Origin of the sequence: Leucobacter sp. M11 (assembly GCF_035726885.1) — a bacterium.
In the GTDB taxonomy this organism is placed as follows: domain Bacteria; phylum Actinomycetota; class Actinomycetes; order Actinomycetales; family Microbacteriaceae; genus JAPFRB01.
In genome coordinates this window covers 167,756-191,782 of the sequence record NZ_JAPFRB010000002.1, presented here as the reverse complement: position 1 = coordinate 191,782, position 24,027 = coordinate 167,756, and the positions used below count along the sequence as shown (strand labels likewise).

The window sequence follows — 24,027 nt, the reverse complement described above, 5'->3', positions numbered from 1 at the left end:
AACCCACGGACCGCGCTTTCCGCCGCCGCCTCAAGCTTGATCTTTACAACACGATCACCCATAGGGGCCTCCTAGAAAGCAAAAAGCCCCCTAAAGTGGGGGCATGAAGAAACTCGCTCTGGCTCTTGTTCTGGCGCTCACTTTGAGCGGGTGCGCTTCCGTTGCCACCACAGAGGCATCGGAGTATCCGGCCACGTTTCGAAGTGTTGAAGAGCTGAAGGAAGCTTTTGTTTCTGCGGGAGGTGCCTGCCCAGATTGGCACCAATCTGATTTGGTCAAACTGGCGGCGCAGTCTGGCACCTGTAGCGAGGTGAACGTCTTGTCGATCTTTTCGTCAAAATCGAGCCAAGATGAGATGATCTCGAGCCTTAAAACCCTGCTAGACAATGTCTCTCTGCTCGTGGGAGAGAACTGGGTTATTAATGATCCGTCAGTCGGAGAGCTTGACCCCGGGCTCGGTGGAGTCCTTGTTACTTCCTAACGGTCTTCGCGGTACACGCGCCACTTTCTAGCTGCCGAGTAGTTCTCTCCCGAGTACTTCGGATCAGATTGGGCCTGTTCAAGAGCATCATCCGCCCAATCACGTGCAGGCCGTGCCACAAACCGGTGTGTCCCGTTCGGGTTCATCGGGTCAGCGAGGACAGTCATCGTTTCCTCAAGGGGGAACCCGTGGGGCCCGACTGTTTCTTCATGCTCGTCAAGGGCTGCGAGCAGCTCGTAGTCGAGCTTGCTGAACTCTGGCTCCCGCTCAACCAGCCACCCTTTCCCGTCTTTCACAAGACGCTGTTCAGGCTCCCACCCCCACAGACGACGCGGCGGGATCCCCATATCGCGAGCGATACGAAGATCCCGCAGTAGCCTGCGGTCAGTGTGGAGCCTTAACCGAAAGGGGTGATCTGGACCGTAGCCTGGTTACGGTTCAACATCACCACGGCGCCGGCCAGACGGTCGTACTCTCCATCGGTAAGGCCGTCAACGAACTCGTCCCAGTCCTCCTCGTGGATCGGGACCGTGCTCTTTTCAGTTACTTCAACCGCAGAAGCCTTCGCTGCGGCAGCGAAAAACGTCTCCGGGTTGAACACCTCATCCCGACCCTCCCGCGGAGGGTGCTCGAGCATAAGTTCGTTGTACTGGCCCCGGGGCAGAGAAGAAACACGGATTGTCACGGACGCTTCCGCGATGAGCTTCTCAAGCTCCTTCACGCGAGTAGTCTTCCCCCCAGTCATGCGGCCCGCAGCAGCCTCCGCAGCCTCAGCGCGGGCCTGCTCAAGCTCCTTCAAGAGAGGGCGGTCCATGCAAAACTGCAAATCCGTGTAGTCAGCCTTGCGCTGCTTATTCTTCGTCTTCAACGACATTTCAAAGTCTCCATCCACGATTCCACGATCAAAAGAAGGGGTGACGCGAGGGTGAGGCTCGTGGGCAACCCCACCCCCGCGAGCTAGTTACGCAGCGAGCTGAGCGAAGGGCTCCCACTCGGACTGGATGAACATTTTCTGCTTGATGCGATCCAGGGCATTCTCTTCACCCTCGACCACGATCTGCTCACCACACTCAACATCGACAGCGTCATACCAGTCGTCAGCCTCGAAGGTGTCGTCGTCCTCGTCCTTCTGCAGGAACCGGATCAGGGTTCCGCGGGTGCCTTCCTTGAGAGCAATACGCGCCTCATCCTCGGTAGGCTCACCAAGGTTGAACGTGTACATCGTCTCGAGGCTCTTCGTCTTCTCGCCGGGGATCTCGAATACCTGCGAGGAACAGTACCGGCGGTCCGGGATCGACGCCTGATCCGCCGTCTGATTGAACTGCGTGAGGTAGCAGGACACGTTCTTGGCCGAATCCACCTCGGTCTTCTTGATGGCCTTCTTGTCAGCCACGCCGCCAGGCACAAACAGCACCCGGCGTGTACCAGCGGTCTTAATCGCCTTTGGAATTACTCGCGACATCGGTCGCCCCCTTCTCCCCAGTTGGGGAAACAGAACGGGCCGGCAATCTGCCGACCCGGAACTTTGTGCGCCGCACCCGCTTCGACGGCGGGTACCGCTTCACCCGCTTATGCGCGGATTCATCGAACTGCTCCTCGTGAATGTCGAACTGGTGACCAGTCACCGACGACTCAACCCTTATGAACTTCGCCATCACCCTCTCCTCGACGTGAACTTCAACCACGCATCTTGAAAATGCAGCGGCGGCGACACCGAGTGATCGACCTTCGCGTTCTCAAACGCGATCGTCACCGGGTCTGTGCGCCGGCCAGGGACGACCGGCTTCCGGCCGACAGCCAGCAACACCTTCTCCATGAGGAGACGAACGCCGCGCGGGTCGCCGGAGACACCACGCACACAGAACTCGTAGTCGGCATCAGACTCAGGGCGGGGGATCACCCCGTACCGGCCGTCCCCGAGTTCGTCAGGCCCGGCACCGTAGAGCACGACATAGTCGGCTCTCACCACCTCGCCCTTGTCGTCCGTGGGCGCATCTCTCACGCGCCCGCTCAACCCGACAGACTCGAGCAGTGCCTTGGCGGCTTCCCATTCAGTGATCACAGCCCAGCCCTCCGCAACGCGTCGTCTCGAGCTTTCTCCATGCCCCGCACGAAGTCCGTCTCGTTCGCCCGCACGACACTCGCGCGGAGGTTTTGGGGAGCAGCCTTGACACCACCATTGGCCTCCTCGAGGATGCCGAGCGGGCCCTGCGTACGCCCCAGGTCCGGGCCCACCTCCGCAGAGAAATGAGGGAACTCGGACTGCGTGATCTCGTAGTCGATCGACTGCGGGTACCGCTTTGCGTGCCCGCCAGACGGGCCTTTCGCGAGTTCCTGCCAGTCCTCCTTCATGCCATGAGCTGTCCCCTTGAGCGCGGCCTCAACGAACCTTCCGGCGTGCTTTGGGAACTCGCCGAGGTCGTGTACGAGCCGGTCAAGATCATCACTCATGATTCCTCCGTCACCGGGTACCTGTGCGCTGTTGTCTGCCCGGCCTGAGCGGCACCGTCCACACGGAACATGCGCCCTGGGAGCGCCCCATCAACTGCTGAGGCGTCTACCCGGATGAGAGCCCCTGTGGGAATCAGCACGGTCGCGGCAGGCAGCGACACGGCGATTCGTGTCTCCGCGAGCTGCTGCCCTGCGGGGGCCTTCTCGTCCGCGGATGCAGCCGGAAACTTCACACGTGCACGCCCCTCGTAGTACGTCTCTACGAGCGTGAGTACAGGATCAAACCCACCCGGCGGGCGGACCTGTTCGAACCTGCCTACAGTCACCGTCTCTGTCATGCGAGCCTCTGCCATGCGGCGGCCCATGCCGAGTACCCCGCCGATCACGAGTGCACATCCACTTGCGTGACCATGCCACGCCCGTACGCCTGCTTGAGGCCGTCGAGCGTGACCTTGGGGAGCGTAAGCCCAGTTCCTTCGCCGCCGTCCGCGAACGCGATCTTGAAGTCGTCGAGAGCGACGGAAGACAGCCCGCCGATCGACAGCCCCAGTTCCGCCTCCACGAGCAGCAACTGCTGCGACACGAGTGCACAGCAGAGCGCGACGAGATCGCGCGGCGGCTCCGAATACCCGAATGTGAATGTCACGTCCACCTTCGTGTCAGAGCCGACGCGGATCCGGCCGGGGCGTTCCTCGAACGACACCGCGGCCCCGTCACGCTCCACCGCGTCAACCGACACGACCGGCCATTGAGGGAGGTCCACCCACCCGGCAGACGGCCAGTCTGAAAACGTGACCGTCTGCCGCGGGGCGACCTTCTGCCCGATCTCGCGCTGCAGGTAGGCGGTGGCGTCCGCGAGGAGCTCATCGAGCCACACGGATTCTTCCTCGGAGAACTCGCGCTTGAGACGAGCACCCAAGTCTTTTGCTTCTGCGAACACCAGCCACCTCCTTGCTACGGGGTCGTGCTTCCGGCCATGACGACCATCTGCGACCCGGTGCCGGGCTCGTACGCCTCGACGGTCGCGGTCGCGATGCCCTCGGGGATCGTGACCTTCGCGCCGTAGACGTTGAGCCCCTTGACGAAGTCGTCGAAGCCCTTCTCGCGGCGGCCAGCCTCGGTCTTGAGGATCTGGTTCGCGAAGGTGAACGCGCCAGGGACGCCAGCGATGAGCACCTTGTCGTCCTTGCCGGCACCGCTCCCGCCGAGCTTCGGCACTGCGGTGGTGCGCATGATGTCGAACCCTGCGGCGCGGTAGACCACGCCGTTGCGGAGCAGGTCGGAGGTGCCCGACGCGTCGACGCGGATGAAACGGTCATCCTTCGCGACCGCAGCGATGAAGCCGGGGTCGACCACGACGTAGCGGCCTTCCTCGGGGGCGTCCTGGTCATCGAGCTTGAGCCCGAGTTCCACGAGGACGTCGTACGCCGTGATCTGCCCCGCGCCTGCCATCTGCGTGCCGCCGGAAACGATCTTCTGGCGACCCAGCTTGTTGTCGGCGTGCGCACCTGCCTTGAGGAGGCCGCCGGCGAAGGTGTCGGTCTTCCGCCGCAGTTGCAGCGATGCGCGGGTGAGCGCGGGGCCGCCGAGCTCGCCCTTCGCCTGGACCTTGTCGACGTCGTTCACGTAGAACGCGAAGTAGTCGGCCTGGTCGATCTTGAGCTCCTGGTCGGTGGTGCCCAGGTCATCGAAGGTAATGTCCTCGGCGCGCTTGTATTCGCGCACACCGGGGTCGCCGATCTGGTTGATGTGGACGGTGTCGCCCTGGTTCTGGATCTCGCCCTCGTAGTCGCGGTTTGCGACGGACGGCTGCGTGTAGACGAGATTCTGGTCGTACTTCTCGAGCAGCTTCGCGGCCCAGAGTTCGGGAATAAACGATGCAACGGACATGGTTGCTCCTTACTTGGTTTTGCCCTTGAGGCGGTCCAGTCGGCCTTCTTTTTCGGCCTTGAGGATCGCTTGCGGGGTCATGTTCTTGAGGTCATCACGGGTGAGCTGCGACGGCACTGCGGCCTTGCCTCGAGCACCCTGGTCTGCGGTGCCCTCGAACCGGGACGGTGCCAGGTCGGGGTACTCTTCCAGGACTGCGTCGAGTGCGGCCGCGATACCGTCCGCGTCCACTTCGCCGTCGTCGTCAACCTCGATGCCTTCGAGGTCCACGAGCTTCGCGGCGATGCGGGGATCCTTCACTCGTTTGGCTGCGGCAGATCGGAACTCGGCAGCGATGAGGCGCTTGTTCGCCTTGGCGGTCGCTTCGGCAGCGGCATCACGCCGTGCATCATCGAGTGCCTTCTCATCCGCGGACTTGTCGCGGTCAGCGCGCTCCTGCTCGAGTTCCTTGGAACGCTTCTCGGCTGCTTTGCGGGCCGCCCGTTCCTTCTGCAGTGCAGTCTTGAGGCCAGCAGCCGGATCTTCGACTACTTCCTCAGTTTCGACTTCCTCCGCAGACTCGACGTCTTCGGTTTCTGTCTCTTCGGTTTCGACCGTCTCAGTCGGTTCCGTTTCCATTCGGGTTCACCCCTCCATATAGCGAAAACCACACCCGGCGGGTATGGCGTTTGCCCCCGGAGGGGCGACCACACATCTCGTGTGGAAGTTCAGAGGCCCAGCAGGGCTGCGAGCTCGCGGACCTGGTTCGGTGTTGCCTGGTGGTCGCGTGCGATTGCGAGTTCTGCTCGCAGCGTGTCTTGTGCGCGCTGTGCTTCGCGCTGCGTGATCGGGCGGAGCCCCAGTCCACGGTCCGCGCTATTTGCGCCGACACTGTTGGGGCGGTATCCGGCGGCCGCCCACTGCGCACGGTAATGCGCATCGTAAAGGCGACGCTCTGCAGCGGTCATTGTCGCCCGGTTCAACGGGTCGCGCCGCCCGCTGGCAAGCGCATCGAACTTCGCCGCCCGCGCTGTGGTGACGGTTTGCCCACCGACCGTGTACGTTCCGCGACCTCGTCCAGCAGCAAGGATCCGCCCCGCAGGATCGTTGCCGAGGATGTTGCCGCCCGCGATCTGCGGGCCAGTGATGTACCCGTGGTAGCGAAGGTTCTCGACCACGAACTTGCGGTCACGATCGTGCGAGTAGATGTCCTCGACAGTGCGCCGGTACGGTGTACCGTAGCGGCGATTCCCGGCAGCGGTCCCGAGGCCGCGCGTGCGAATGTTCCCAACCCGGTAGATGTCCGCGCCGTCCCGGATCGCCTGCGCGCCATGCTTCCCAAATAGCTTGTTCTGGCCGGCCTCATCGAGGCTGTTGAAGTAGGCGTACGGGTCCGTCGTCAGGTCCCCTGCGACCTGCTCAGACGCGGGAATGTGGATGCAGTCACAGTTCGGGTGACGCTGGAACCCTTCGTTCCACAGGAACCGTTTCCCGGCGAGGATCACACAGCGATCGCACGAGGGAGGGTTCAGCATCCGCACGTACCCGGTGAGCTGCGGGCGCTGCACCATATCGGCGTGGAAGACGTCTCGGCGGGTGTCCGCGAGCATCGTCAGCGTCACCCCGGAGAGCCAGACGGCCGCCTGCGACCGCGCCTCGAGCGCGGTCGCGCCGCCGGCAACTGCCTGCTTCGCGACGACCGGCAGCCGGTCGAGGGTGTCCTGCACGAGGAATCCGTTTGGCGCGGCCTCGAGGAACGCTGCCGGCACGAGCACGCCCGACGGAATGCCTGCCTGGCGTGTCTCTGCAAGCACCTCGGACATGTAGGGGAGGGCGGCATGGATGGCGGCAGCACGGCCGACCTGCATCGTCTCGATCGCTCGAGCACGTATCTGCCGCCACCCCTCACTGAACTCAGTCCCGGTTTTCGCCCACAGCCGAGTCATCGCCGCGACCGTTGCCGCGGTGATTTGCTGCTGCCTCGTGTACTGCCGAATCGCCGTCCGCGGAGTCGTCATAGTCGCCCCCATACGGTCGCAGTGCAGCGGCAAGCTGCGGGTCGTCCAGTTCCTCTTCACGCATTTGCAGGATCCGGGTAATGGTCGACGGGCTGTGCCCCTCCTGCTCGAGCAAGAACTCGAACGGGTACCCCATCTGTCGCTTCTTCAGCAGTGCGTCGGCAAGCTGCGACTGTGAACGGATCTCGCGGTCCTTCCACACGATCGTCGCGAGCTGCGCTTTCCCGGCAAGCTTCTGATCGTTCCTGACGAGCGCGACAAGCCGCAGCACTTCCCGGATGGATGGGTTCGTGAACGTGATGAACTCGTTTGCCTTCTGCACGAGCCCGATCTCAGCCGCGGTGAGCGCGTCTCCCGATAGGTTTGAGAGCCCCTTGTTTGCGACCAGATAGTGCGGCGGCGTGCGCGTCTGCGCAGCAATATGTCCGACGCCAATCTCGATAGTGCTGGTGAACACGGCGAGCTCTGCCGCCGGCCACGAATCGATCTTCGCGTTCTCCCCCTGCAGGAACAGCAGGCGCTTCTCCGCCAGGTCCTTCATCTCGACAGGGCGCGTGCCAATGACTGCGCCCTTGTCGTCCAGGGTCGGGATCGTGGGAGGCCCGGTCGCGGTCGCAACACGGGCAGGCATCGAAGCGTAATCGGCGGCGAGGAAAAGGTAAGCCCACAAGAGGTTGATGGCGTCCTGCATCGGCTTCACGCCCCGGATCTCCGAGACTGGTTCGCCCAGCAGCGTAGGCCGGTTCGCGAGCTCCACCACCGGGACGATGCCGAGCGGGTTGCGGATTGGCCATACGTCGTCACGGTCGCCCGTGCGCGGTGTCCACCCGCCACCCGAGCTTGCCTCGGAGCGGGACTGCGCGGCCTGCGCTTCCCGATCGTTCTTGAGCTCGGGGCGCTTGCGCTCCCACTTGAAGACGTGGTCTGCAGTGTAGAGCGTCGCAAACTCGTGGCTGTCATCCACCCATGTCTTCAGAGCAGCCTTTCGCAGTCGCGGATTCTCCCAGTCGTACTCGATCTCGACGTGCGAGGGATGCTCGACAGTGACCAGTGGTGCACCGTCCGCGTCAGCCCACACCATCACGTACGAACGTGACGTGGTCAGCGACGTGACGGCGCCCTGCGAGAACTGCGAATCGAACTCATTGCGGCGCAGCTCATCCCACAGTCTCGATGAAGCCTTCCGTCCGACACCAGCGACGCCGATCGGGTCGAGACGTTCAGCTTCGGCGTTGACGACTGTCCCACACCAGTTGTCGGAGAAACCCGCGTATCGAGCAGCGTTCGCTTTCCGCCACTCCTCCGTTGCGAACGATAACGGCTGCTCGCCACGGTAGTACTTCTCGTCGTCCAGGATGTCAGGGCGGCGGGCTGCAAGCCGCTCATAAATGCGGTCGCGGAGCTTCTCTGCTTGGAGGATATTCACGCGGCCTCCAATCAGTAGTAGACGTAGTTCGTGTCATCGGTGTCGGTGCGCGCGCCACTGGCGATCGCGTCCATAACTGCTTCGTGCGCGAGGACCGACGACATCGCGTAGTCGATCTTTTGGTGCTGCTCGGGCTTCCCGATCGTGTACTTGCGGATCTTCGTCACCGGGTCGACGTTCCCTGCCCGGATGACCGCGTTCCGCAGGTGCGTCGCCACGACTTCGTCACCGTCGTGCGTTAAATCGGTATCGGGGTTGTACACGTCGGTTCGGAACCGCTCGAGCGCGGAATGCATCTGCGAGGGACGGTTCGTGAACCACTTCAGAAAGACCTTCTCGCCAAACTCTGCAGCGAGCAGATCAATCTCGGTCGTCCAGAACGGGGGATCCATGTAAGCTCGCACGATCTCAAACTCGGTAGCGACCTCGCGGAACGCAGCCATCACCTCGGAGCGGGGGACTCGCTGTTGCCAGTCGCGGGGATCCCACAGCGTTGGCTTCCGGTCGTCACCGTAGCGGGGCGTGAACTGGTGTTGGTCGAGCGTCTCCGCACGAATTCCGGTGAGGTCATCCGAGTCGGAACCGTCGAACCCGAGACAAATCTTCGTGCGCGGCTTCACGACGATGGGGGCGGACGCGACGCGGTCTTCCCACTTCGCCATTTCCAGCCACGAACCGCGGCCGGCAACGATCCGGTTCCCGAAGAAGCGTTCAGCCTCCGCAGGGTCAGTCTCCATCAGCGCGACCGACTCCGCCTCGACTGTCCGCAGGTCCACCCACGGCGACGAAGCGTAATTCCATTTGAAGATCAGCTCGCGGTCTTTCTTGAGCTTGAAGTTCCAGGCCGGAGGCGGCGGGAAGTGATGCTTCAGGATGTCCTTCTGCTTCGACTCCATCTGCCGCTGCAACACGCTATTCTCTGCCGGGTCGTACGGGTTCGAGGAATGCGAGATCCGCCCGCCCATCCCGCCAGCACCGCGGCGCAGGGTGCGCTCAAACTTCGCCATGTTGTTCGAGTCAGTCCACAGGCCAGTCTCGTCACACTTCCCGGCAGAGATACGCGCACCAAGCTTGCCGTCAGCCTTCGACGTGACGATCTCAATACGCGAGTCACGGTTCCCATTCGGGTGCCGGATGAACGCCTCACCAGTCTTCGGGATGACGTTTGCGAGCGGCCCCAAATCGATCATCGGGACGAGCGCGCCCCACGTGTTCTCGACCTGATCCTCAACGACCGCCGCGAGTTGGATGCGCGGTGTCGCCCACGGGCGGCCCTTCGGCTCGCCCTCGATGTAGAAGTAGGGGTCATGCATACACTCGCACTTCGGGAACGGGCACTCGTACCGTTCACCCTCTACCGCGCGGCCACCATACAAAGCAGGGCCCACGAACTCGAGGCACGTCTCAGCAGCAACACCCGGGCTCTTGCCGACCTTCTGCGCCGCGACCCAGAGGCCAATGCGGTACACGAACGCTGCAGCACGATCGCCCAGCTTCGCCGCCGGCTCGATCCGGCCCCAGTTCGCCAGGTAGACGCTGTGGTCGAGTGACGGGACGAAAGCTTCGCCGGCGTCGTCGCCGTCAGGGATCACGCAGTGGTGTTCAATCCACCAGATCCACAGGTGGCCGAGCGTCTCAGTTCTGGGCGGGATGACATAGTCAGGCTTCTTCAACCTTCACCGCCTCCAACCATGAACCGGTACCGGTCTGCTTCTTCACACCGCCCTTCGACGGTTTTGGATCGGGGGACTGCTCACCGGCGGGCGTCTCAAACACCCACCCGTTCTGCAACATCCCCGAAGTTGAGATCCCAAGCTCCGCTTCCATGCGAATCGCGGCAGTCTTCAGCCCCGAGTTCGAGTTCTGCCCCGTGGACTCCATGTAGGCGCGCACATACGCAGCAACCTGGTCCTCAAGACCAAGCCGCGCCCACATCATCGCTTGTGGCTTCGCCCACAACCGCTCCCACATTGCGAGCTCTGCATCGTGGACGGCCGCCGTCTCGCCCTCATCGAGCTCGCGGATCTTCTTGCCGTCCGAGAAGTACTCGTTGTACTGCGACAGCTTCGGCAAAGGGTAGCCAGGGACAGCAACCTCATGATCGAGCGGCAGAATCGTGAACTCGCGCCCGTTCACCAAAGACGTACGCGAAAGCGGGTCAGGAGCAGGCCCAGAACGAGCCCTGCGGCCACCAGAAGCCATGCCGCACCTCCTGGGTGGTCAGCCCCTTCACGGGGCTTCCAGAAACATTTTGAACCCCTCGCGGGTTTTTTCGCCCTCCCCGGCGGTCCTGACGCTCAGGGCCGACCTGGGGCCTCCCCCGGGGGTGGTTTGGGGTGGGTGGGGGGTCATGCCTGTTGGTTTGCCCCTATGCGTGGTGCCACCCGCCTGGTTGAGCTTGGGCTGTGTGGCTGTCGTGGCATTGTTTGCAGAGTCCGCGTCCGTGGGATGGGTCGTTCGGGTTGAGTGAGAGCTCGATGAGTTCGCGTCTGCTGTGTGGGTAGTGGTCTGCGATGGTGCTGACTCTGAGGTGGCAGGTGACGCAGACGGGGTCGCGGTGGAGGACGCTGGTGCGGAATGCTTGGTGTCCTCGTGTGTTGTATCCGCGTTCGCGTGCGGTGCCCCTGCCCTTGTCCGCCTGGGCCCTATGGGTGGGGCACCTGGTGCCCTGGGTGTTGGGGTAGATCTCTGGGCATCCGGGGACGGAGCAGACGCGCATGGGTGTTGCTCCTGTCCTGGTGGCTGGTTGCAGGCTGATCGCTTTGCCATCCCCCTTGGCGGGTGGTGGCTGAGCGGCCCTGCTCGGTCATCGTTGTTCCTCCGGGTATCTGTCGCCCTTGTACTGTTCGTCGCAGCACAGGAGAGCGGCACGCGGGGACGGGTATCTTGCCCCGCAGTCGTCGCACTCGCTCATGCCGCCTCCGTGATGTGTGTTGGCCTCTGCTCGCCCGCGTTGCGTTTCTACGCTGAGACAGTGTTCGTGGGGCAGAGGCCAAGTCTTGGGGTTCTTACCCGTCCGTGGGTGATGGGCATTCTGGCCGCGCAATTCCGGGGGTGTGTAACTTATTTCTTACACCTAACCGGCGGGCAATCTCATGGCCCAAAGAGTGGGTCCCTGCCGCGCATAGTCATGCCGCAGGCTCTCCGCAGAGCTCAAAACGTCCACCAGCTCCATTGAGCGATGAACATCTACGCAGGCTCAGGTGTCGCTACGCGCACCGTCATTGCCCGGAAGCGGCGCTTTCCGAGTTCTTCCTAGGCGCTACCGTGGCGCGGCAGGGAATGATCCTGCATCCCCGCCAGAGCTGACTTATCCCGAATGGCGGTCTAGAGGTTCAGAGATGACGGTGCTCTATCCATGTTGAGCTACGTGCCGTGAGCGTTGATAACCCAGGCGCACCCCTGGAGGCGGTAGAAGAGGGAGGCAGGGTTAAACAGGAAACCTCCCGCCAGTAGACACACTGGTAGGAGGTGACCACAGCTTAACACGAATCGAACAAAGATTGGGAACACTCATTCGGCGGGTTTCGCGACTGCGGCGAGCGCCTCCCAGTCAACGTCTGACCCGACCAGTGCGCCCAGCCTGGCTACCTGCTGCCACCCGACCCACAGTGCCGAGCATTCCCCGGTACGGCATTCTGCGATCGGGGCGTTCCCTGGCTTGTAGTGGATGTAGACCGCGGACCGGCGTTCGCCCTTCACGGTGAAGCTGTACCGTTCCCCGCACTCGGGGCAAGGCTCCGTTACCTCACGCTCTGTTTCAGGGTCTCCCAGGTCCTCGATGAGCCACACCCACCGGGTGATGCCGGCGCAGATGCGTTCCCACTGGTCGTCGTCCATGCGTCCGCCCTGGCGTTCGGTGCGTGCCGCTTCCCAGGCGCGGGTGACTTTCTCGGCTGGGGTTCCCTTGCCGTCCACGAACAGGGCCTCGCACATCAGCTGCGCTTCCGCGTCGATCAACTCGAGGACCATCATCGCCTGCTCGTTGATGAGGCACCCTTCCCCGCCTCCGTTCTTCTTCCTCGACAGCCCCGGGGTGACCTGCTCGCGCACCCATTCGAGAAGTGCAGGCCAGTGCACGGTGTGCCCCTCCACGATTACGCTGTGTGGTTCTGTCAGGCGTGTTACCGCGAACTCGGTGTCGTTGCTCATTTGGTGGCCTCCCCGAGACGCTTCGGCGGGTACACGCCAACAGCTGCTTTGATGCGTTCCTCCCGCGCCTTCTTGGCTCGCTCCACGGCGAGCAGGTCCCGGGCTACATACGCAATGCCGACGCTGGTCCACTCGAAGTCCTCGGGGAACTCAGTTGATGCGACCGTGCGTCTGGCTCGGAACTCAACTTCAGCCGCACTCGCCACGACTCTGCGCCCCCGCCCGGGGCCATGGAAACTCTGTCGAGACTCCCCGGTGAGCACAACTCCCTCGCTGACTGGAAGCCGGTCTCGCGTGCACCACTGTGGCGGCCCAAGCTCAGTGATGCGCAGGACTCCTCGACACTGCTCACCCCAGCTGGTCCCCGGGCCGCTTACCTCGAACCGCTGACCTTCCGGCAGCTCGGGAAGATCCATCGTCCCCTTTGCGGCCTTGATTGCTTCCGCTGCTTCGTCTCGCACCACTTCGGTGTTGTACTCCATGTCCGTCTCCCCGTTTTTGGCATCAAAAAAGCCCCCACCAACCGGTGAGGGCTTTTCAGGCGTGCTTGTCTACGCCACTGGAATCAACTTTAACACGGAGTGTGCTTTCGGGTGCCTGCGTAACGAAAGGGCCGAACCAAAGTCGCTCCACGTTATCCGTAGGATCTACTTGTCTCAGGCTTTACTGCTCCTATTGAAGTTTGGATTACGCGCAACTTGAGTAATGCGCAAGGAGGGCTATGGATCGGCTAGCTCTTCCCGTTGGGGAACAAGTTCCCCCCGAGCAGGAGGAGCACACCGATCGTCTCAACCGCAAGGCCACTAATGAATGCAATCACGATCGCGGGTTCTATGCCCGAGCCCGGTGCTATTCCTCTTCCAAAAAACACCATACCGACAACGAGTGCTGCGCTAGTGCCTACAGTGATTGCAGCAAGTGCTATTGACGCCCAAAAATAGGCGCTTCTGAAACCAAGCCGCTGATGCCCTTCCTTGTCGTCGAGATCTTTCACGACGGCGAGTGTCGCTGAGCGAACTTGAACGTCCCCATCGAGTTCGCTCAGCGATGCTGATTCAAAGTCTGAACTCATCGATGTTTCACTAGTCGGTCAAGTCGCTTCTGAACGGCAGGCACAGATACTCCATACTTTTCTGACATTGCAAAGACGGACATGTCAGAAGCCTCATCTTGCAGGATGAGTTTCTCAGGCATTAGTAGTGACCCTGCAAACTCATCTGCAAAGAACTCGTGCAAATCATACTGTTGGGTCCGTGTGTCCTCGAATGAAAACTCGGGGTCTTTGGAAACTATTACTCGCTCAACGTAGTGTCCAAGCTCATGTGCTTTGGTGAAGCGCTGGCGAGGGCGAGTGTCCGATGATGATAGGAAAACACGGGCGTCTTCAGACTTGGACTTCTTGATAATGAGTCCGGACATGCCGTCAGGCAACTCTCGAATCTCGCTCTTGATGCCAAGATCGGAGTAAATTGCATCTAAGTTGGGAAGTCCTGAATCAAGTACCCAGTCTGGAACTTGGAGGATCTGGTTGGCCTGATCACGGGCCTCCTGCCAAACGAGCTTTGCCATGACAGCCCCTTTCGCGACTTTCCAGTGTTTGTCCACAGGTTGCTCACCTGGTTACCACCAGTCTACGTTGTCATCTGGTAAAGCGCCTTACCGGCCCGCGTTATTCCTGGCTACGGTCGACCATGCTTGCTAAGTAAATGCAAGCACAGCGCGGGCGCGCTTGCGCGCAGGTGAATTCGTAACAACGCCAAAGTGCAGGTGTTTCACTTTGGTGCAGGTTTAGCGATAAGCCGCAGGTACATTTGCGTGGATCGGCTTGGCTGAGGAATCAAGAAAAGCCCCACCTAAAAGGTGAGGGTTTTGTCTACGCCACTGAGAACAATGCTAGGTGCTCGCGGCGCTGGGCGGATGTCGCCGCCGCACTGGGCCGTGATTCGCCTTGGAAAAATATGGTTGCCCCAATTTTGCCCCACGTGGGCAGGGTTTGGGTGCAATAACGCAAAACGCCTGACCTGTAATGTCTCCCAGATCAGGCGTTTTCTCTGTGGGCCCGGCGGGGCTCGAACCCGCGACCCGCGGATTAAAAGTCCGATGCTCTACCAACTGAGCTACAGGCCCAACATGTGATTCGGGGCGTTCAGGCGCCCGATCAACCATTTCATCCTAGCGGAACAACGTCGGGGGGAAAAACCAGTGCGACGCTGAAAACCGCGGCGCAGGGTGCCGGGTTCCGGACGGCGGCGGCGGGTGCCTCGGGGCGTGTGAGCCCCCGAAACACCCGCCGCCGTGTCGGAACTAGCGCCCGGAAACTGGGGCAGCTGGCCGCGGCTCGATGGGGTCGAGCTCCAGGCTGTCCACGTCGAACTGTGGCACGTCGGTGCCGCCCCGCGCGCGCCGGATCGTTTCGGCGACGAGCAGCACGATCAGGTTCGGCGCGAGTGCGATCAGGCCGGAGTCCCAGCTGCCGATGGGGATGTCCGCGAAGGTGATCACCATCACGGTGATCGTGCCCGCGGCGATGCTCAGGCCGATTGGCCAGGCTCCCACCCGGACGCGCTTCCGGAGCGCGATCGCGATCGCCGGGGCGAGCTGTGTGGTGACCCCGTAGGTGAGCAGGAGGAGTGCGCCGATGTCGGAACGAACCAGGCCGAACGCCAGCGCCAGGCCGACGGAGCCGATGATGACCGCGTAGGTCACGATCATCTGCCGGTCGGGCCGCTTCAGCTTGATGAGGTTGGTCGACACGAGCGAGGAGATGCCCATCGCGATCCCGGCCGCGGGCACCATCGCCGCAGACGCTCCGGCAACGGCCACGATGCCGACGAGCCACTCGGGCAGGGTGTGCTGGGACATCGTCAGGAGCACCGCGTTCCCCGTGGTGTCCGCGGGAAGCTTCAGCACCGCGGCCATCCCGGCGAGGATCGGGATGAACAGCACCAGCTGGTAGACCGGGAGCCACTTCGCGTTGCTGCGGAGCACCGCGCCGCTCCGGGCGGCGAGCACCGGCGGCCAGAGGTGCGGCAGCGTGTTGAAGCTCGAGCCGATGACCGTGACGAGCATCGCGGTGACGTAGAAGGTGGTGTCGTAGCCCTCGGCGCGGAGGGTGAGGAGCATGGGTGCCTGCTCGGCGATGTCCGCGAAGATTCTCGGGATCCCGGCAAAGCTGATCACGATTCCGGTGGCGACCACGCCGAGCGCGACGACCATCAGCACGTCCTTGAGGATGGCGACCCGGGCGATTCCTCGGATACCGGACCAGGACACGAAGATGACGACCAGGATGCTCGCGATCACCATGCTGAGCCCGCGAGCCTCGGTGCTGCCGGTGGCGAGCTCGACGATCATGCCGAGCCCCGTGATCTGGAGCTGGAGATACGGGATGAGCGCGAGCGCCCCGACGAGCGCCACCAGCTTGGCGAGGACGGGACTCCGGAAGCGGTCCTGGAAGAAGTCGGCCATCGTGAGGTAGCCGCGCTTCTGCCCGAGCTGTCGGATCCGCGGCGTCACAAAGTAGAGGCCGATCCAGGACATGGTGAGGTAGCCGACCGCGAAGGTCGCGCTCACGCCGCCGCCGAAGGCGATACCGGCGAGGCCGAGGAAGCTGAAGGTGGTGAGGGACTCTCCCGCCTGGAGGAACCAGGAGGTCCACTTCGGGATATCGCGTTTGCCGACGGTCCACGTTGACATGTTGGCCTGTCGGCGGCGCCCGGCGAGCCCGAGCGCTCCGATGAGGACGATGCCGACGATGATAATGAGCGAGAGCGTCATCGGGTCTCCCCCCGCTCCTGCTCGGCCCGGAGGGCGTCTTCTGCGGCAATGCGCTCAGCGCGCACCACGGCGATGCGCTCGGTGGCGAGGCGCTCCTCTTCGGCGGCGTCTTGTTCGCGGCCCCCGGAGTTGAGGTAGCTGCTTTCGATGACCTGCAGGGTGATGACGGTCAGGATGACCATTCCTGCGGACCAGACGAGCACCGCGGGCAGGCCGAACCACAGCGTGGGTTCCTGGGCAAAGGGGAGGAACGGGGTCGCGAAGAACCCGGCTGCTGGGATCAGCGCGGTGGCGAGGCGTCCTCGACTCGCGAGTGTGACGGACATAGGTGCTCCTTAGGGGCGGGGGATGGGGGTTGCGTCTGCGGGGGAGAGGTCTGCGAAGCGGGTCACGGACTCGAAGCTCTGCGCGATCGAGAGAAGGCGCTGGTCGGATCCCCGAGCGGACAGGAGCTGGAGGCCGACGGGGAGGCCCTCCGGCGTGAAGCCCGCGGGGACCGAAATCCCGGGGATGCCGAGGGGGCTCAGCAGGAAGACGGAGCGCATCCAGCCGAGGTAGTCCCGCTGGAGCTCTCCGGCGACCTCGGCCGGGAAATCCCACTCGACGGGGAACGCGGGCACCTGGGTGACCGGGGCGAGCAGGAGGTCGTAGTCCTCGAAGAAGCGGTCTGCGCCGCGCACGAGCCGCGTCATCCCCTCCTGCGCGCGCATCGCGTCCGCGGCGCTCAGGTCCTCCCCGTCTCGAATATTTCCGGTGAGGCGCTCATTGAAGTCCTCGGGATCCTCCGCGAGCCGCTGCTCCCATTCGGCGGAGAACTCGGCCGCGCGGAGGGTGCGGAACACCTGCTCGGCCTCGTCGAGCGGGGGGCAGGCCTCGGTCACGGAGGCGCCCAATTCGACGAACCGCTCCACGATCGGGGTGAGCGCTGCGAGCACCTCGGGGGCAACGGGGACGCGGCCGCCAAGGGTGGGTGCCCACGCGACGCGGAGCCCGGTGAGCGGGACCGGGGCGATCTCCGGGGTCACCGGCGGGGTCGCGGCGGCGGCCTGCGCGGCCGGAGCGAGCACGGAGAGGAGCAGGGCGACATCGGCGACGGTGCGCCCCATCGGGCCGATCACGGTGAGCGGAGTGAACGCGTTTGTTGCCTCCGCGTTGGGGATCAGCCCCGGAGTGGGGCGGAGGCCGACCACATTGCAAAACGCGGCGGGATTGCGGAGTGAGCCGCCCATGTCGCTGCCGTCGGCGAGCGCCACGTGCCGCGCGGCGAGGGCGGCGGCGGCCCCGCCGCTGCTGCCCCCGGCGGAGCGATCGAGCGCATAGGGATTGCGCGTCGCGCCGAAGACGCGGTTCACGGAGTGTGAACCCGCCGCGTACTCGGGCACGTTGCTCTTCCCGATGATGACCGCGCCCGCGTCGACCATGCGCTGGACGTGGGCATCGCTTTGCGATGCCGGGGCGGGGTCGTGCCGGATCGATCCGGCGGTTGTCGGGAAGCCCTTGGCGTTGTGGGTGTCTTTGATCGCCACGGGAAGTCCGAACAGGGGCAGATCCGCCGACGGGCCGATGCGGTCGAGTTCCTGGGCGCGCGCAAGGGCGGCTTCGGGGTGCGCCGAGACGAGGGCGTTCACCGCGGTGCCGGTGCGTTCCAGCTCCGCGAGGTACGCGGTGACGACCTCGACCGCGGAAAGCTCTCCGCGTCCGAGCCGCGCCCGGAGTTCGACCGCCGAATACTGTGTCAGACCGCTCATGCGCCCCAGCCCTCCTCATTGAATGTTTTGCGCCAAATTCATCCTTATTCTTTTCCACTTTGGCCAAAAAGGCAAGCCCTGTGTTGTTCTCATGGGTTTTCCGGGCAGCGACGTGCTCGGCTGATGGGTCAACAGCTTCGGCTCAGCGGCCCGGACGCGGCGCGGTCACCGGAGGGGAATCCCCGGCGGCGGGGCAGCGTTCGCGGGCGCGTGCCGTCGTGCGCGACCGCCAAAAGCGCGAGGCAGAGCGACCGGGGAGCGGGAATCACGCGGGGAGCGCGCTGCGGGGTAGCCCGAGGCACGCCAGGAACCGGCGCGGGCCCGCCGGAGGCCGGATGGTCCCGGCGGCCAATCTCTGCCGGTGCCGGGCGCGACTAGCGGCTCTCGGCCGCGTGCTCCCGAGCCACGAGCACGGGACGCCCGCTTCGCTTGTACGCGCGCACGATGAGGGAGGAGTGCACCGAGTTCGCCAGCTCGGTGACCGGGGCATCGATGACCGCGCGCAGGCCGCCCAGCGACCGGGCGCTGGCGTGCACGAGGAGGGCGTTTCCCCCGAGGAGCCGCACCGCGTAGCGGACCTCGGGAAGGCTCGCGAGCGCGGCGCCGATGGCGTCAACCGACTGCGGGGCGCAGTCGATCCACAGCCCGGCCTCCACGCCGAAGCCGAGCAGCGCCGGCTCGACCAGGGTTCGCATCGTGACCGCCCCGGAACGCTGCAGGCTGTCGAGCTTCCGGCGGGCCGTGGGCACCGAGACCTCCGCGCGCTCCGCGAGCTGCGTCACGGAGGCGCGGCCGTCCTCGGTGAGCATGCGAACAATCGTCTGCTCGGCTGACCCCAGTTCGGTCACAATGTCATCGGGCACCGTGTCGGCGGTCGGGGCGAGGAGGAGCGCGGCCTCCGCGTCGCTGAGCAGCCCCGGGCGCCACTGATCGTGGCTCGCGTAGTAGCGCAGCACGGGGGTCGCCGAGACCCCCGTCACCCCCGCGAGGCTCGGGATGATCTCCAGCGTCATCGTCTCCAGGTCGAAGGTCTTCTCGTGGACCTCGACCAGGACGCCGGTGGGGTTGGCGAGGGCGTAGCTGAAGATGACCCCGGGATGCTCGCTCAGCTCACGGGCAATCGCGTCGACCCGGGCTGGCTCGCAGGCGATCTCGATCACACAGGTCGGTCCCTGGCTGGGCATCCCCGCGACCTGGACGGTCCCGGAATCGAGCAGCTCAACGCCGCGCCGGGTCACGGTGCGCAGGGGCTCGTCGAGGGCCTCGGCGATGCGCCGCCACGAGGCGCGGCCGTCGAACTGGAGCGCGCCGATGATGCGCCGATCAAGCTCGCTGAGCAACTCGGGCATCTGCGTCCTTTCCGGCGGGACCGTGTCATTGGGGAGGGCGGTGCGGGCTTCGGCGCGTCCCGCTGTTGGCTCAGGACTCCCGATATCGGCAGTGTAGCAACGGGCGAGGGTCCCGGAGCGGAGGACGGGCGGGCGGCCCCGCGCTCACGCGCTGGTTCTCCTCGGCTCGGGGTGTTACGGTGGGTCCCTGCTCATCAGGAACGAGCAGCGCACACCCCTGAAGAACCCGATCGGAGACCCGTGTCCGGTGCCCACCCGCGCCCCCTGTTGCAGCCCAGCTTCCAGTTCGACTGGGTGATCGGCGGCGAAGACCCCGGGGTCAGCCATCGCATCGCGCAGGAGACCTCCTGGGCCCTGCTCGACCGGGTGCGCAGCCACGACGACCCCGAGCTCGTGGAACGCGTCATCGCCATCGCGGACACCGAGCTGATGGATGACATCGCGGAGCTGTGGTCCAGCTCCGGCACCGACACCCTCGCCGGGATGCTCTGGCGGCTCTACCTCGTGCGCAAGATCGCCCGCGGCGACGCCGAGGGCGCGGCCTACCTCTTCCAGCGCGGCGTCGAGACGCTCAGCACGATCGACCCCGTCATCGCCGGGGTACCGGTGCCCGTGGAGCCCGCGGGCATCGTGACCCTGATCGACAACATCCTCCGCGGGGTCTTCTCCGGCGACCTCGCCGATGCCTTCGAGCGGGCCGCCGCCTACGCCCGGCTCGTGTCCGCGGGCGCGGTCACCCTGGCCGATGAGCGCGAGAGCACCGACCCCGACGGGGCGAGCGACCTGACGAACCGGGCCGCCTCCTACGCCGCCCTCGGCGACGATCTCCGCCAGGCCGCCCACCGCTGGCGTCACGGCCGCCTCACCTAGTCCCGCGACCCCCGGGCTCGGCTACGCTCGGAGCATGGACCTGCTCATCGCCGACCCCTTCATCACCCCCGAGCGGATCGGGCCGCACCTCGGCCCCGACTGGCGGATCCTCACCCCCGGCACGGTCACCGATCCCGAGCGGGTGTTGGCCGTCGTCACGGAGTCCGACGGCTTCGCCGCGGCGGAGGCCGAGCGCTTCCCGAACCTCCGCGTGGTCGTCACCGCGAGCACCGGCACCGACTACCTCGACCTGCCCGCGCTCACCGCGCTCGGCATCACCGTGTTCAACGTGCCCGACTACTGCACCGAGGAGGTCAGCGACCACGCGCTCGCCGCAGGCCTCGGCCTGCTCCGCAACCTGCCCCGCTACGCCGAGCAACACCGGGACGGGGCCTGGGACGTCAGCGGCTCGCGGGAGCTCCGCAGGTTCAGCGCGACCACGGTCGCGGTGATCGGGCTCGGCCGCATCGGCGCCGCCACGATCCGCAAGTTCCGCGCGCTCGGGATGTCCGTCGTCGCGGTCTCCGCGAGCGGGGCGGATCCGGCCCCCGGCCAGGAGCGCGCGGGAGCCCCCGTGCGCACGCTCGCCGCGGCGCTGCCCGCGGCCGATCTCGTCGTGCTCGCCGGGGCCGCGCGCCCCGGTCTGCCGCCCGTGCTGGACGCGGACGCCCTCGCGCTGCTCGCCCCGCACGCCGCCGTGGTGAACGTCGCCAGAGCCGCCCTCGCCGACCTGGACGCGCTCTGCGCTGCGCTCGGATCGGGCGCGCTCCGCGCCGCCTGGTTCGACGTCTGGGACGCCGAGCCGCCCCGCGCCGACGACACGCGCACGCGCACCCCCGGCCTTTTCTTCTCCCCGCACGTCGGCTGGGCCTCCCGCGAGGCCGAGGCGGACCTCTGGCGGCTCGCCGCAGCGGCTGTGCGGGTCGGCGCGGGGGAGGCGCACCCCTTCGCCCCGGTCGCTGAGCCCGCAGCTGAGCCCGGCCAGTCAACCCCCAGCTGAGCCGAGCCACTGAGCCCGGCCGCTGAGCGGGGGCGCGGCGGGCGGGCGACCCGCCCGGACGTCACGCGGACCGCCGCGGCAAACGTCGCCGCTCGCCCGGAAATTCCCCAGATCGCCGCGGAATCCTTCGCGCGCGGCGAACGCTCAACCGGTGCCGGAGGCCGGGGTGATTGCTACACTGGACACTGCCGGATCACGGTAACCCCGGGCTCCAATACTCGCCGCTACGAGCGGCCTTCCGCCGAGAGGCGTTTCCGTGGTTCGGTGTAAACGTCCGAAAGCCCCCGCGCACTGCGCGGGGGCTTTCGTGTTCCCGGGGCCGAGTGGTGGCCCGGCTCGGGCCTAGCCGAAGCGGCCGGAGACGTAGTCCTCGGTGGCCTGCACGGTCGGGGTCGAGAAGATCTTCGTGGTGTCGTCGTACTCGATGAGCTTGCCCGGCTTGCCGGTGCCCGCGATGTTGAAGAACGCGGTGCGGTCCGAGACGCGCGAGGCCTGCTGCATGTTGTGCGTCACGATCACGATCGTGTAGTCCTGCTTCAGCTCGTCGATCAGGTCCTCGATCGCGAGGGTCGAGATCGGGTCGAGCGCCGAGCAGGGCTCGTCCATGAGGAGCACATCGGGGGAGACCGCGATGGCGCGCGCGATGCAGAGGCGCTGCTGCTGGCCCCCCGAGAGGCCGGAGCCCGGCTTGTCCAGGCGGTCCTTGACCTCGTTCCAGAGGTTCGCGCCGCGCAGCGACTTCTCAACGAGGTCGTCGGCGTCGGACTTCGAGATCCGGCTGTTGTTCAGCCGCACGCCCGCGAGGACGTTCTCCTTGATCGACATCGTCGGGAAGGGGTTCGGGCGCTGGAACACCATGCCGACCTGACGGCGCACGAGCACCGGGTCAACGCCCGGGCCGTAGAGGTCGTCCCCATCGAGGAGGACCTTGCCCTCGACGCGGGCCCCGGGAATCACCTCGTGCATCCGGTTCAGGGTGCGCAAGAAGGTGGATTTCCCACACCCGGACGGTCCGATGAACGCGGTGACCGAGCGGGGCTCGATGTTCAGCGTGATGTCCTCGACGGCAAGGAACTTGCTGTAGTAGACGTTGAGGTCCGAGACCTCGATGCGCTTCGACACGGTGTTTCCTTCGGGTTCTGCCGCTTAGCGGCCGGTCTTGGGGGCAAAGAACTTGGCGACGAGTCGGGCGGCGAGGTTGAGGATCATCACGATGAGGATCAACACCAGCGCGGCCGCCCAGGCCCGGTCGAGGAACGCCTGGGCCGGGTTGCCCTGGTTCGCGTACTGGGTGTACACGTACACGGGCAGGGACTGCATCCGGTCGGCGAAGAGGTTGTAGTTCATGTTCGCGGTGAAGCCCGCGGCGATGAGCAGGGGCGCGGTTTCGCCGATGACGCGGGAGATCGCCAGCATGACGCCGGTCGTGATGCCCGCGATCGACGTGGGCAGCACGACCTTCACGATCGTGAGCCACTTGGGCACGCCGAGCGCGTAGGCGGCCTCGCGCAGCTCGTTCGGGACGAGCCGCAGCATCTCCTCGCTGGAGCGCACGACGACCGGGGTCATCAGCACGGCGAGGGCGACCGCGCCGGAAATCCCGAGCCGGATGCCGGGCCCGAAGATGATCGCGAACAGCGCGTAGGCGAACAGACCCGCGACGATCGAGGGGATGCCGGTCATGACGTCCACGAGGAAGGTGATGACTTTGGCGAGCTTGCCCTTGCCGTACTCAACGAGGTAGATCGCGGTGAGCAGGCCGAGGGGGATCGAGATGACGCTCGCGGCGAGCGTGATCATCAGGGTGCCAACCATCGCGTGCAGGGCGCCGCCGCCCTCGCCGGTGACGTTGCGCATCGACATCGAGAAGAAGTCGATGTCGAGCCGGGCGAGGCCGTTGCCGATCACGGTCCCGGCGACGGAGATCAGCGGCACCATCGCGAGCACGAATGCGCCCGCCACGAGGCCCGTGATCAGGCGATCGGCGGCCTGGCGGCGGCCCTCGACGGCGGCCGAGATGCCCCAGATCGCGACGAGGTACACGAGCGCGGCGACGACCGCGGCCCCGGGGAGGTTGAAGCTCACGCCATCGGCGGAGGCCAGCAGGGCGAAGAGGCCGGCGGACAGCAGGACACTGACGCCGAGAATGGCCCAGGCGCTGCCGCGGGGCAGCTTGTTGCCGGCGAGCAGGGAGCGGCCGGGAGCGACGTGACTGAGTGAGGTCATGGCTAGTTGGCTCCCGAGAACTCTTTGCGGCGGTTCACGATCACGCGGGCGATCGCGTTCACCAGGAAGGTGACGATGAAGAGGATGAGTCCGGTCGCGATCAGCACGTTGATGTTGTCGCCGTAGGCCTCGGGGAACGTCAGCGCGATGTTCGCGGCGATCGTCGAGGGGTTCTGGGAGGTGAGCAGCAGCAGGCTCATGCCGCCCGTTGCGGAGAGCACCATCGCGACGGCCATCGTCTCGCCGAGGGCGCGGCCCAGGCCGAGCATGGCGGCCGAGACGATCCCCGCCCGGCCGAAGGGCAGCACGGACAGCCGGATCATCTCCCAGCGGGTCGCTCCGAGGGCCAGGGCGGCCTCCTCGTGCAGCACCGGGGTCTGCAGGAAGATCTCGCGGCAGATCGCGGTGATGATGGGCAGCACCATCACGGCGAGCACGATGGCCGCGGTGAGGATCGTCCGGCCGGTGCCGGAGACGGGCCCTGCGAAGAGCGGGAACCAGCCCATGTGTTCCACGAGCCAGGCGTAGATCGGCTGCACGGCGGGGGCGAGCACGCCGATGCCCCAGAGGCCGAACACGACCGAGGGCACCGCGGCGAGCAGGTCGACGATGTAGCCGAGCAGCTGCGCCAGCTTGCGGGGCGCGTAGTGCGAGATGAAC

The 24,027-nt window shown here is 65.2% G+C and carries 28 protein-coding genes and 1 tRNA gene; 3 read left to right on the top strand and 26 right to left on the bottom strand.

Annotated elements, in window-relative coordinates:
* Positions 1–103: 103 nt before the first annotated feature.
* Positions 104–481 carry a hypothetical protein gene (locus tag OOT08_RS05050; protein ID WP_325091470.1) on the top strand — a complete coding sequence of 126 codons (378 nt, stop codon included), beginning with the start codon at positions 104–106 and terminating at the stop codon, positions 479–481.
* Here the strand turns inward: OOT08_RS05050 and OOT08_RS05045 are convergent.
* The 23 genes from OOT08_RS05045 to OOT08_RS04940 all read right to left on the bottom strand — a co-directional run bounded on the left by OOT08_RS05045 (position 478) and on the right by OOT08_RS04940 (position 19,271).
* The gene (locus OOT08_RS05045; protein WP_325091469.1) at positions 478–777 is read right to left on the bottom strand and encodes a hypothetical protein; all 300 of its coding nucleotides are present in this window, start codon (positions 775–777) and stop codon (positions 478–480) included. The two genes, OOT08_RS05050 and OOT08_RS05045, sit on opposite strands and share 4 nt — an antisense overlap.
* Positions 778–878: 101 nt before the next feature.
* On the bottom strand, positions 879–1,355 hold the full coding sequence (locus tag OOT08_RS05040) for a hypothetical protein (protein ID WP_325091468.1): 477 nt from the start codon (positions 1,353–1,355) through the stop codon (positions 879–881).
* Between the two features lie 87 nt (positions 1,356–1,442).
* On the bottom strand, positions 1,443–1,943 hold the full coding sequence (locus OOT08_RS05035) for a phage tail tube protein (RefSeq protein ID WP_325091467.1): 501 nt from the start codon (positions 1,941–1,943) through the stop codon (positions 1,443–1,445).
* Positions 1,915–2,136, bottom strand: coding sequence for a hypothetical protein (locus OOT08_RS05030; RefSeq protein WP_325091466.1), 222 nt, complete (start codon positions 2,134–2,136; stop codon positions 1,915–1,917). Before OOT08_RS05030 ends, OOT08_RS05035 begins: the two co-directional genes overlap by 29 nt.
* Positions 2,136–2,543: a hypothetical protein gene (locus tag OOT08_RS05025; RefSeq protein ID WP_325091465.1), complete on the bottom strand. Its 408-nt coding sequence runs from the start codon at positions 2,541–2,543 to the stop codon at positions 2,136–2,138. The genes OOT08_RS05030 and OOT08_RS05025 overlap by 1 nt, the downstream gene beginning before the upstream one ends.
* A complete protein-coding gene (locus OOT08_RS05020; RefSeq protein ID WP_325091464.1) occupies positions 2,540–2,932 on the bottom strand; it encodes a hypothetical protein in 393 nt (130 codons plus the stop codon). The genes OOT08_RS05025 and OOT08_RS05020 overlap by 4 nt, the downstream gene beginning before the upstream one ends.
* Positions 2,929–3,285, bottom strand: a complete 357-nt coding sequence (locus tag OOT08_RS19095; protein ID WP_442916184.1) for a DUF6093 family protein — start codon at positions 3,283–3,285, stop codon at positions 2,929–2,931. Before OOT08_RS19095 ends, OOT08_RS05020 begins: the two co-directional genes overlap by 4 nt.
* A gap of 29 nt (positions 3,286–3,314) precedes the next feature.
* A complete protein-coding gene (locus tag OOT08_RS05015; RefSeq protein WP_325091463.1) occupies positions 3,315–3,872 on the bottom strand; it encodes a hypothetical protein in 558 nt (185 codons plus the stop codon).
* Positions 3,873–3,886: 14 nt separating this feature from the next.
* Positions 3,887–4,822: a hypothetical protein gene (locus tag OOT08_RS05010; RefSeq protein ID WP_325091462.1), complete on the bottom strand. Its 936-nt coding sequence runs from the start codon at positions 4,820–4,822 to the stop codon at positions 3,887–3,889.
* Positions 4,823–4,831: 9 nt separating this feature from the next.
* Positions 4,832–5,440: a hypothetical protein gene (locus OOT08_RS05005; RefSeq protein ID WP_325091461.1), complete on the bottom strand. Its 609-nt coding sequence runs from the start codon at positions 5,438–5,440 to the stop codon at positions 4,832–4,834.
* Positions 5,441–5,529: 89 nt separating this feature from the next.
* A complete protein-coding gene (locus OOT08_RS05000; RefSeq protein ID WP_325091460.1) occupies positions 5,530–6,747 on the bottom strand; it encodes a hypothetical protein in 1,218 nt (405 codons plus the stop codon).
* The gene (locus OOT08_RS04995) at positions 6,716–8,245 is read right to left on the bottom strand and encodes a phage portal protein (RefSeq protein ID WP_325091459.1); all 1,530 of its coding nucleotides are present in this window, start codon (positions 8,243–8,245) and stop codon (positions 6,716–6,718) included. Before OOT08_RS04995 ends, OOT08_RS05000 begins: the two co-directional genes overlap by 32 nt.
* Positions 8,246–8,256: 11 nt before the next feature.
* The gene (locus tag OOT08_RS04990; protein WP_325091457.1) at positions 8,257–9,918 is read right to left on the bottom strand and encodes a hypothetical protein; all 1,662 of its coding nucleotides are present in this window, start codon (positions 9,916–9,918) and stop codon (positions 8,257–8,259) included.
* Positions 9,905–10,447: a hypothetical protein gene (locus OOT08_RS04985; protein WP_325091456.1), complete on the bottom strand. Its 543-nt coding sequence runs from the start codon at positions 10,445–10,447 to the stop codon at positions 9,905–9,907. The genes OOT08_RS04990 and OOT08_RS04985 overlap by 14 nt, the downstream gene beginning before the upstream one ends.
* Positions 10,448–11,758: 1,311 nt before the next feature.
* Complete coding sequence (locus OOT08_RS04980) at positions 11,759–12,397, bottom strand: hypothetical protein (RefSeq protein WP_325091455.1); 639 nt, start codon at positions 12,395–12,397, stop codon at positions 11,759–11,761.
* Positions 12,394–12,879 carry a hypothetical protein gene (locus OOT08_RS04975; protein ID WP_325091454.1) on the bottom strand — a complete coding sequence of 162 codons (486 nt, stop codon included), beginning with the start codon at positions 12,877–12,879 and terminating at the stop codon, positions 12,394–12,396. Before OOT08_RS04975 ends, OOT08_RS04980 begins: the two co-directional genes overlap by 4 nt.
* A 248-nt stretch (positions 12,880–13,127) precedes the next feature.
* Positions 13,128–13,469, bottom strand: a complete 342-nt coding sequence (locus OOT08_RS04970) for a hypothetical protein (RefSeq protein WP_325091453.1) — start codon at positions 13,467–13,469, stop codon at positions 13,128–13,130.
* On the bottom strand, positions 13,466–13,966 hold the full coding sequence (locus OOT08_RS04965; protein WP_325091452.1) for an ImmA/IrrE family metallo-endopeptidase: 501 nt from the start codon (positions 13,964–13,966) through the stop codon (positions 13,466–13,468). Before OOT08_RS04965 ends, OOT08_RS04970 begins: the two co-directional genes overlap by 4 nt.
* A gap of 485 nt (positions 13,967–14,451) precedes the next feature.
* A tRNA-Lys gene (locus OOT08_RS04960) sits at positions 14,452–14,524 on the bottom strand.
* Positions 14,525–14,701: 177 nt separating this feature from the next.
* Positions 14,702–16,174: a sodium:solute symporter family protein gene (locus OOT08_RS04955; protein WP_325091451.1), complete on the bottom strand. Its 1,473-nt coding sequence runs from the start codon at positions 16,172–16,174 to the stop codon at positions 14,702–14,704.
* Complete coding sequence (locus OOT08_RS04950) at positions 16,171–16,500, bottom strand: hypothetical protein (RefSeq protein ID WP_325091450.1); 330 nt, start codon at positions 16,498–16,500, stop codon at positions 16,171–16,173. Before OOT08_RS04950 ends, OOT08_RS04955 begins: the two co-directional genes overlap by 4 nt.
* A 9-nt stretch (positions 16,501–16,509) precedes the next feature.
* The gene (locus OOT08_RS04945) at positions 16,510–17,922 is read right to left on the bottom strand and encodes an amidase (protein ID WP_325091449.1); all 1,413 of its coding nucleotides are present in this window, start codon (positions 17,920–17,922) and stop codon (positions 16,510–16,512) included.
* A 374-nt stretch (positions 17,923–18,296) separates the two neighbouring features.
* Entirely contained in the window at positions 18,297–19,271 is a 975-nt protein-coding gene (locus tag OOT08_RS04940; protein ID WP_325091448.1) for an Lrp/AsnC family transcriptional regulator, read from the bottom strand.
* Between the two features lie 240 nt (positions 19,272–19,511).
* Between OOT08_RS04940 and OOT08_RS04935 the strand changes: the two genes are divergently transcribed.
* Positions 19,512–20,141 (top strand): hypothetical protein, encoded by a 630-nt coding sequence (locus OOT08_RS04935; RefSeq protein WP_325091447.1) that lies wholly within the window; start codon positions 19,512–19,514, stop codon positions 20,139–20,141.
* Between the two features lie 34 nt (positions 20,142–20,175).
* Positions 20,176–21,141: an NAD(P)-dependent oxidoreductase gene (locus OOT08_RS04930; RefSeq protein ID WP_325091446.1), complete on the top strand. Its 966-nt coding sequence runs from the start codon at positions 20,176–20,178 to the stop codon at positions 21,139–21,141.
* A 342-nt stretch (positions 21,142–21,483) separates the two neighbouring features.
* On the opposite strand, the gene pstB is transcribed toward OOT08_RS04930, so the two are convergent.
* The 3 genes from pstB to pstC form a co-directional block, all read right to left on the bottom strand.
* Positions 21,484–22,263: a phosphate ABC transporter ATP-binding protein PstB gene (gene pstB / locus OOT08_RS04925; protein ID WP_325091445.1), complete on the bottom strand. Its 780-nt coding sequence runs from the start codon at positions 22,261–22,263 to the stop codon at positions 21,484–21,486.
* A 24-nt stretch (positions 22,264–22,287) separates the two neighbouring features.
* Positions 22,288–23,367, bottom strand: coding sequence for a phosphate ABC transporter permease PstA (gene pstA, locus OOT08_RS04920; protein ID WP_325091444.1), 1,080 nt, complete (start codon positions 23,365–23,367; stop codon positions 22,288–22,290).
* A gap of 2 nt (positions 23,368–23,369) precedes the next feature.
* Positions 23,370–24,027 (bottom strand): phosphate ABC transporter permease subunit PstC (gene pstC / locus OOT08_RS04915; RefSeq protein ID WP_325091443.1); only part of this gene is annotated, 658 nt, incomplete at its 5' end.

What these genes read in the sequence shown, in the direction of transcription:
- OOT08_RS05005 (WP_325091461.1), bottom strand. Translation starts at nt 5,440, where the DNA reads ATGGAAACGGAACCGACTGAGACGGTCGAAACCGAAGAGACAGAAACC.
- OOT08_RS05035 (WP_325091467.1), bottom strand. Translation starts at nt 1,943, where the DNA reads ATGTCGCGAGTAATTCCAAAGGCGATTAAGACCGCTGGTACACGCCGG.
- OOT08_RS05040 (WP_325091468.1), bottom strand. Translation starts at nt 1,355, where the DNA reads ATGTCGTTGAAGACGAAGAATAAGCAGCGCAAGGCTGACTACACGGAT.
- OOT08_RS04975 (WP_325091454.1), bottom strand. Translation starts at nt 12,879, where the DNA reads ATGGAGTACAACACCGAAGTGGTGCGAGACGAAGCAGCGGAAGCAATC.
- OOT08_RS04945 (WP_325091449.1), bottom strand. Translation starts at nt 17,922, where the DNA reads ATGAGCGGTCTGACACAGTATTCGGCGGTCGAACTCCGGGCGCGGCTC.
- OOT08_RS04985 (WP_325091456.1), bottom strand. Translation starts at nt 10,447, where the DNA reads ATGGCTTCTGGTGGCCGCAGGGCTCGTTCTGGGCCTGCTCCTGACCCG.
- pstA (WP_325091444.1), bottom strand. Translation starts at nt 23,367, where the DNA reads ATGACCTCACTCAGTCACGTCGCTCCCGGCCGCTCCCTGCTCGCCGGC.
- OOT08_RS04930 (WP_325091446.1), top strand. Translation starts at nt 20,176, where the DNA reads ATGGACCTGCTCATCGCCGACCCCTTCATCACCCCCGAGCGGATCGGG.
- OOT08_RS05000 (WP_325091460.1), bottom strand. Translation starts at nt 6,747, where the DNA reads ATGACTCGGCTGTGGGCGAAAACCGGGACTGAGTTCAGTGAGGGGTGG.
- OOT08_RS04955 (WP_325091451.1), bottom strand. Translation starts at nt 16,174, where the DNA reads ATGACGCTCTCGCTCATTATCATCGTCGGCATCGTCCTCATCGGAGCG.
- OOT08_RS04950 (WP_325091450.1), bottom strand. Translation starts at nt 16,500, where the DNA reads ATGTCCGTCACACTCGCGAGTCGAGGACGCCTCGCCACCGCGCTGATC.
- OOT08_RS05020 (WP_325091464.1), bottom strand. Translation starts at nt 2,932, where the DNA reads ATGAGTGATGATCTTGACCGGCTCGTACACGACCTCGGCGAGTTCCCA.
- OOT08_RS05050 (WP_325091470.1), top strand. Translation starts at nt 104, where the DNA reads ATGAAGAAACTCGCTCTGGCTCTTGTTCTGGCGCTCACTTTGAGCGGG.
- OOT08_RS04970 (WP_325091453.1), bottom strand. Translation starts at nt 13,469, where the DNA reads ATGAGTTCAGACTTTGAATCAGCATCGCTGAGCGAACTCGATGGGGAC.
- OOT08_RS04980 (WP_325091455.1), bottom strand. Translation starts at nt 12,397, where the DNA reads ATGAGCAACGACACCGAGTTCGCGGTAACACGCCTGACAGAACCACAC.
- OOT08_RS04940 (WP_325091448.1), bottom strand. Translation starts at nt 19,271, where the DNA reads ATGCCCGAGTTGCTCAGCGAGCTTGATCGGCGCATCATCGGCGCGCTC.
- OOT08_RS19095 (WP_442916184.1), bottom strand. Translation starts at nt 3,285, where the DNA reads ATGGCAGAGGCTCGCATGACAGAGACGGTGACTGTAGGCAGGTTCGAA.
- OOT08_RS05010 (WP_325091462.1), bottom strand. Translation starts at nt 4,822, where the DNA reads ATGTCCGTTGCATCGTTTATTCCCGAACTCTGGGCCGCGAAGCTGCTC.
- OOT08_RS04965 (WP_325091452.1), bottom strand. Translation starts at nt 13,966, where the DNA reads ATGGCAAAGCTCGTTTGGCAGGAGGCCCGTGATCAGGCCAACCAGATC.
- OOT08_RS05030 (WP_325091466.1), bottom strand. Translation starts at nt 2,136, where the DNA reads ATGGCGAAGTTCATAAGGGTTGAGTCGTCGGTGACTGGTCACCAGTTC.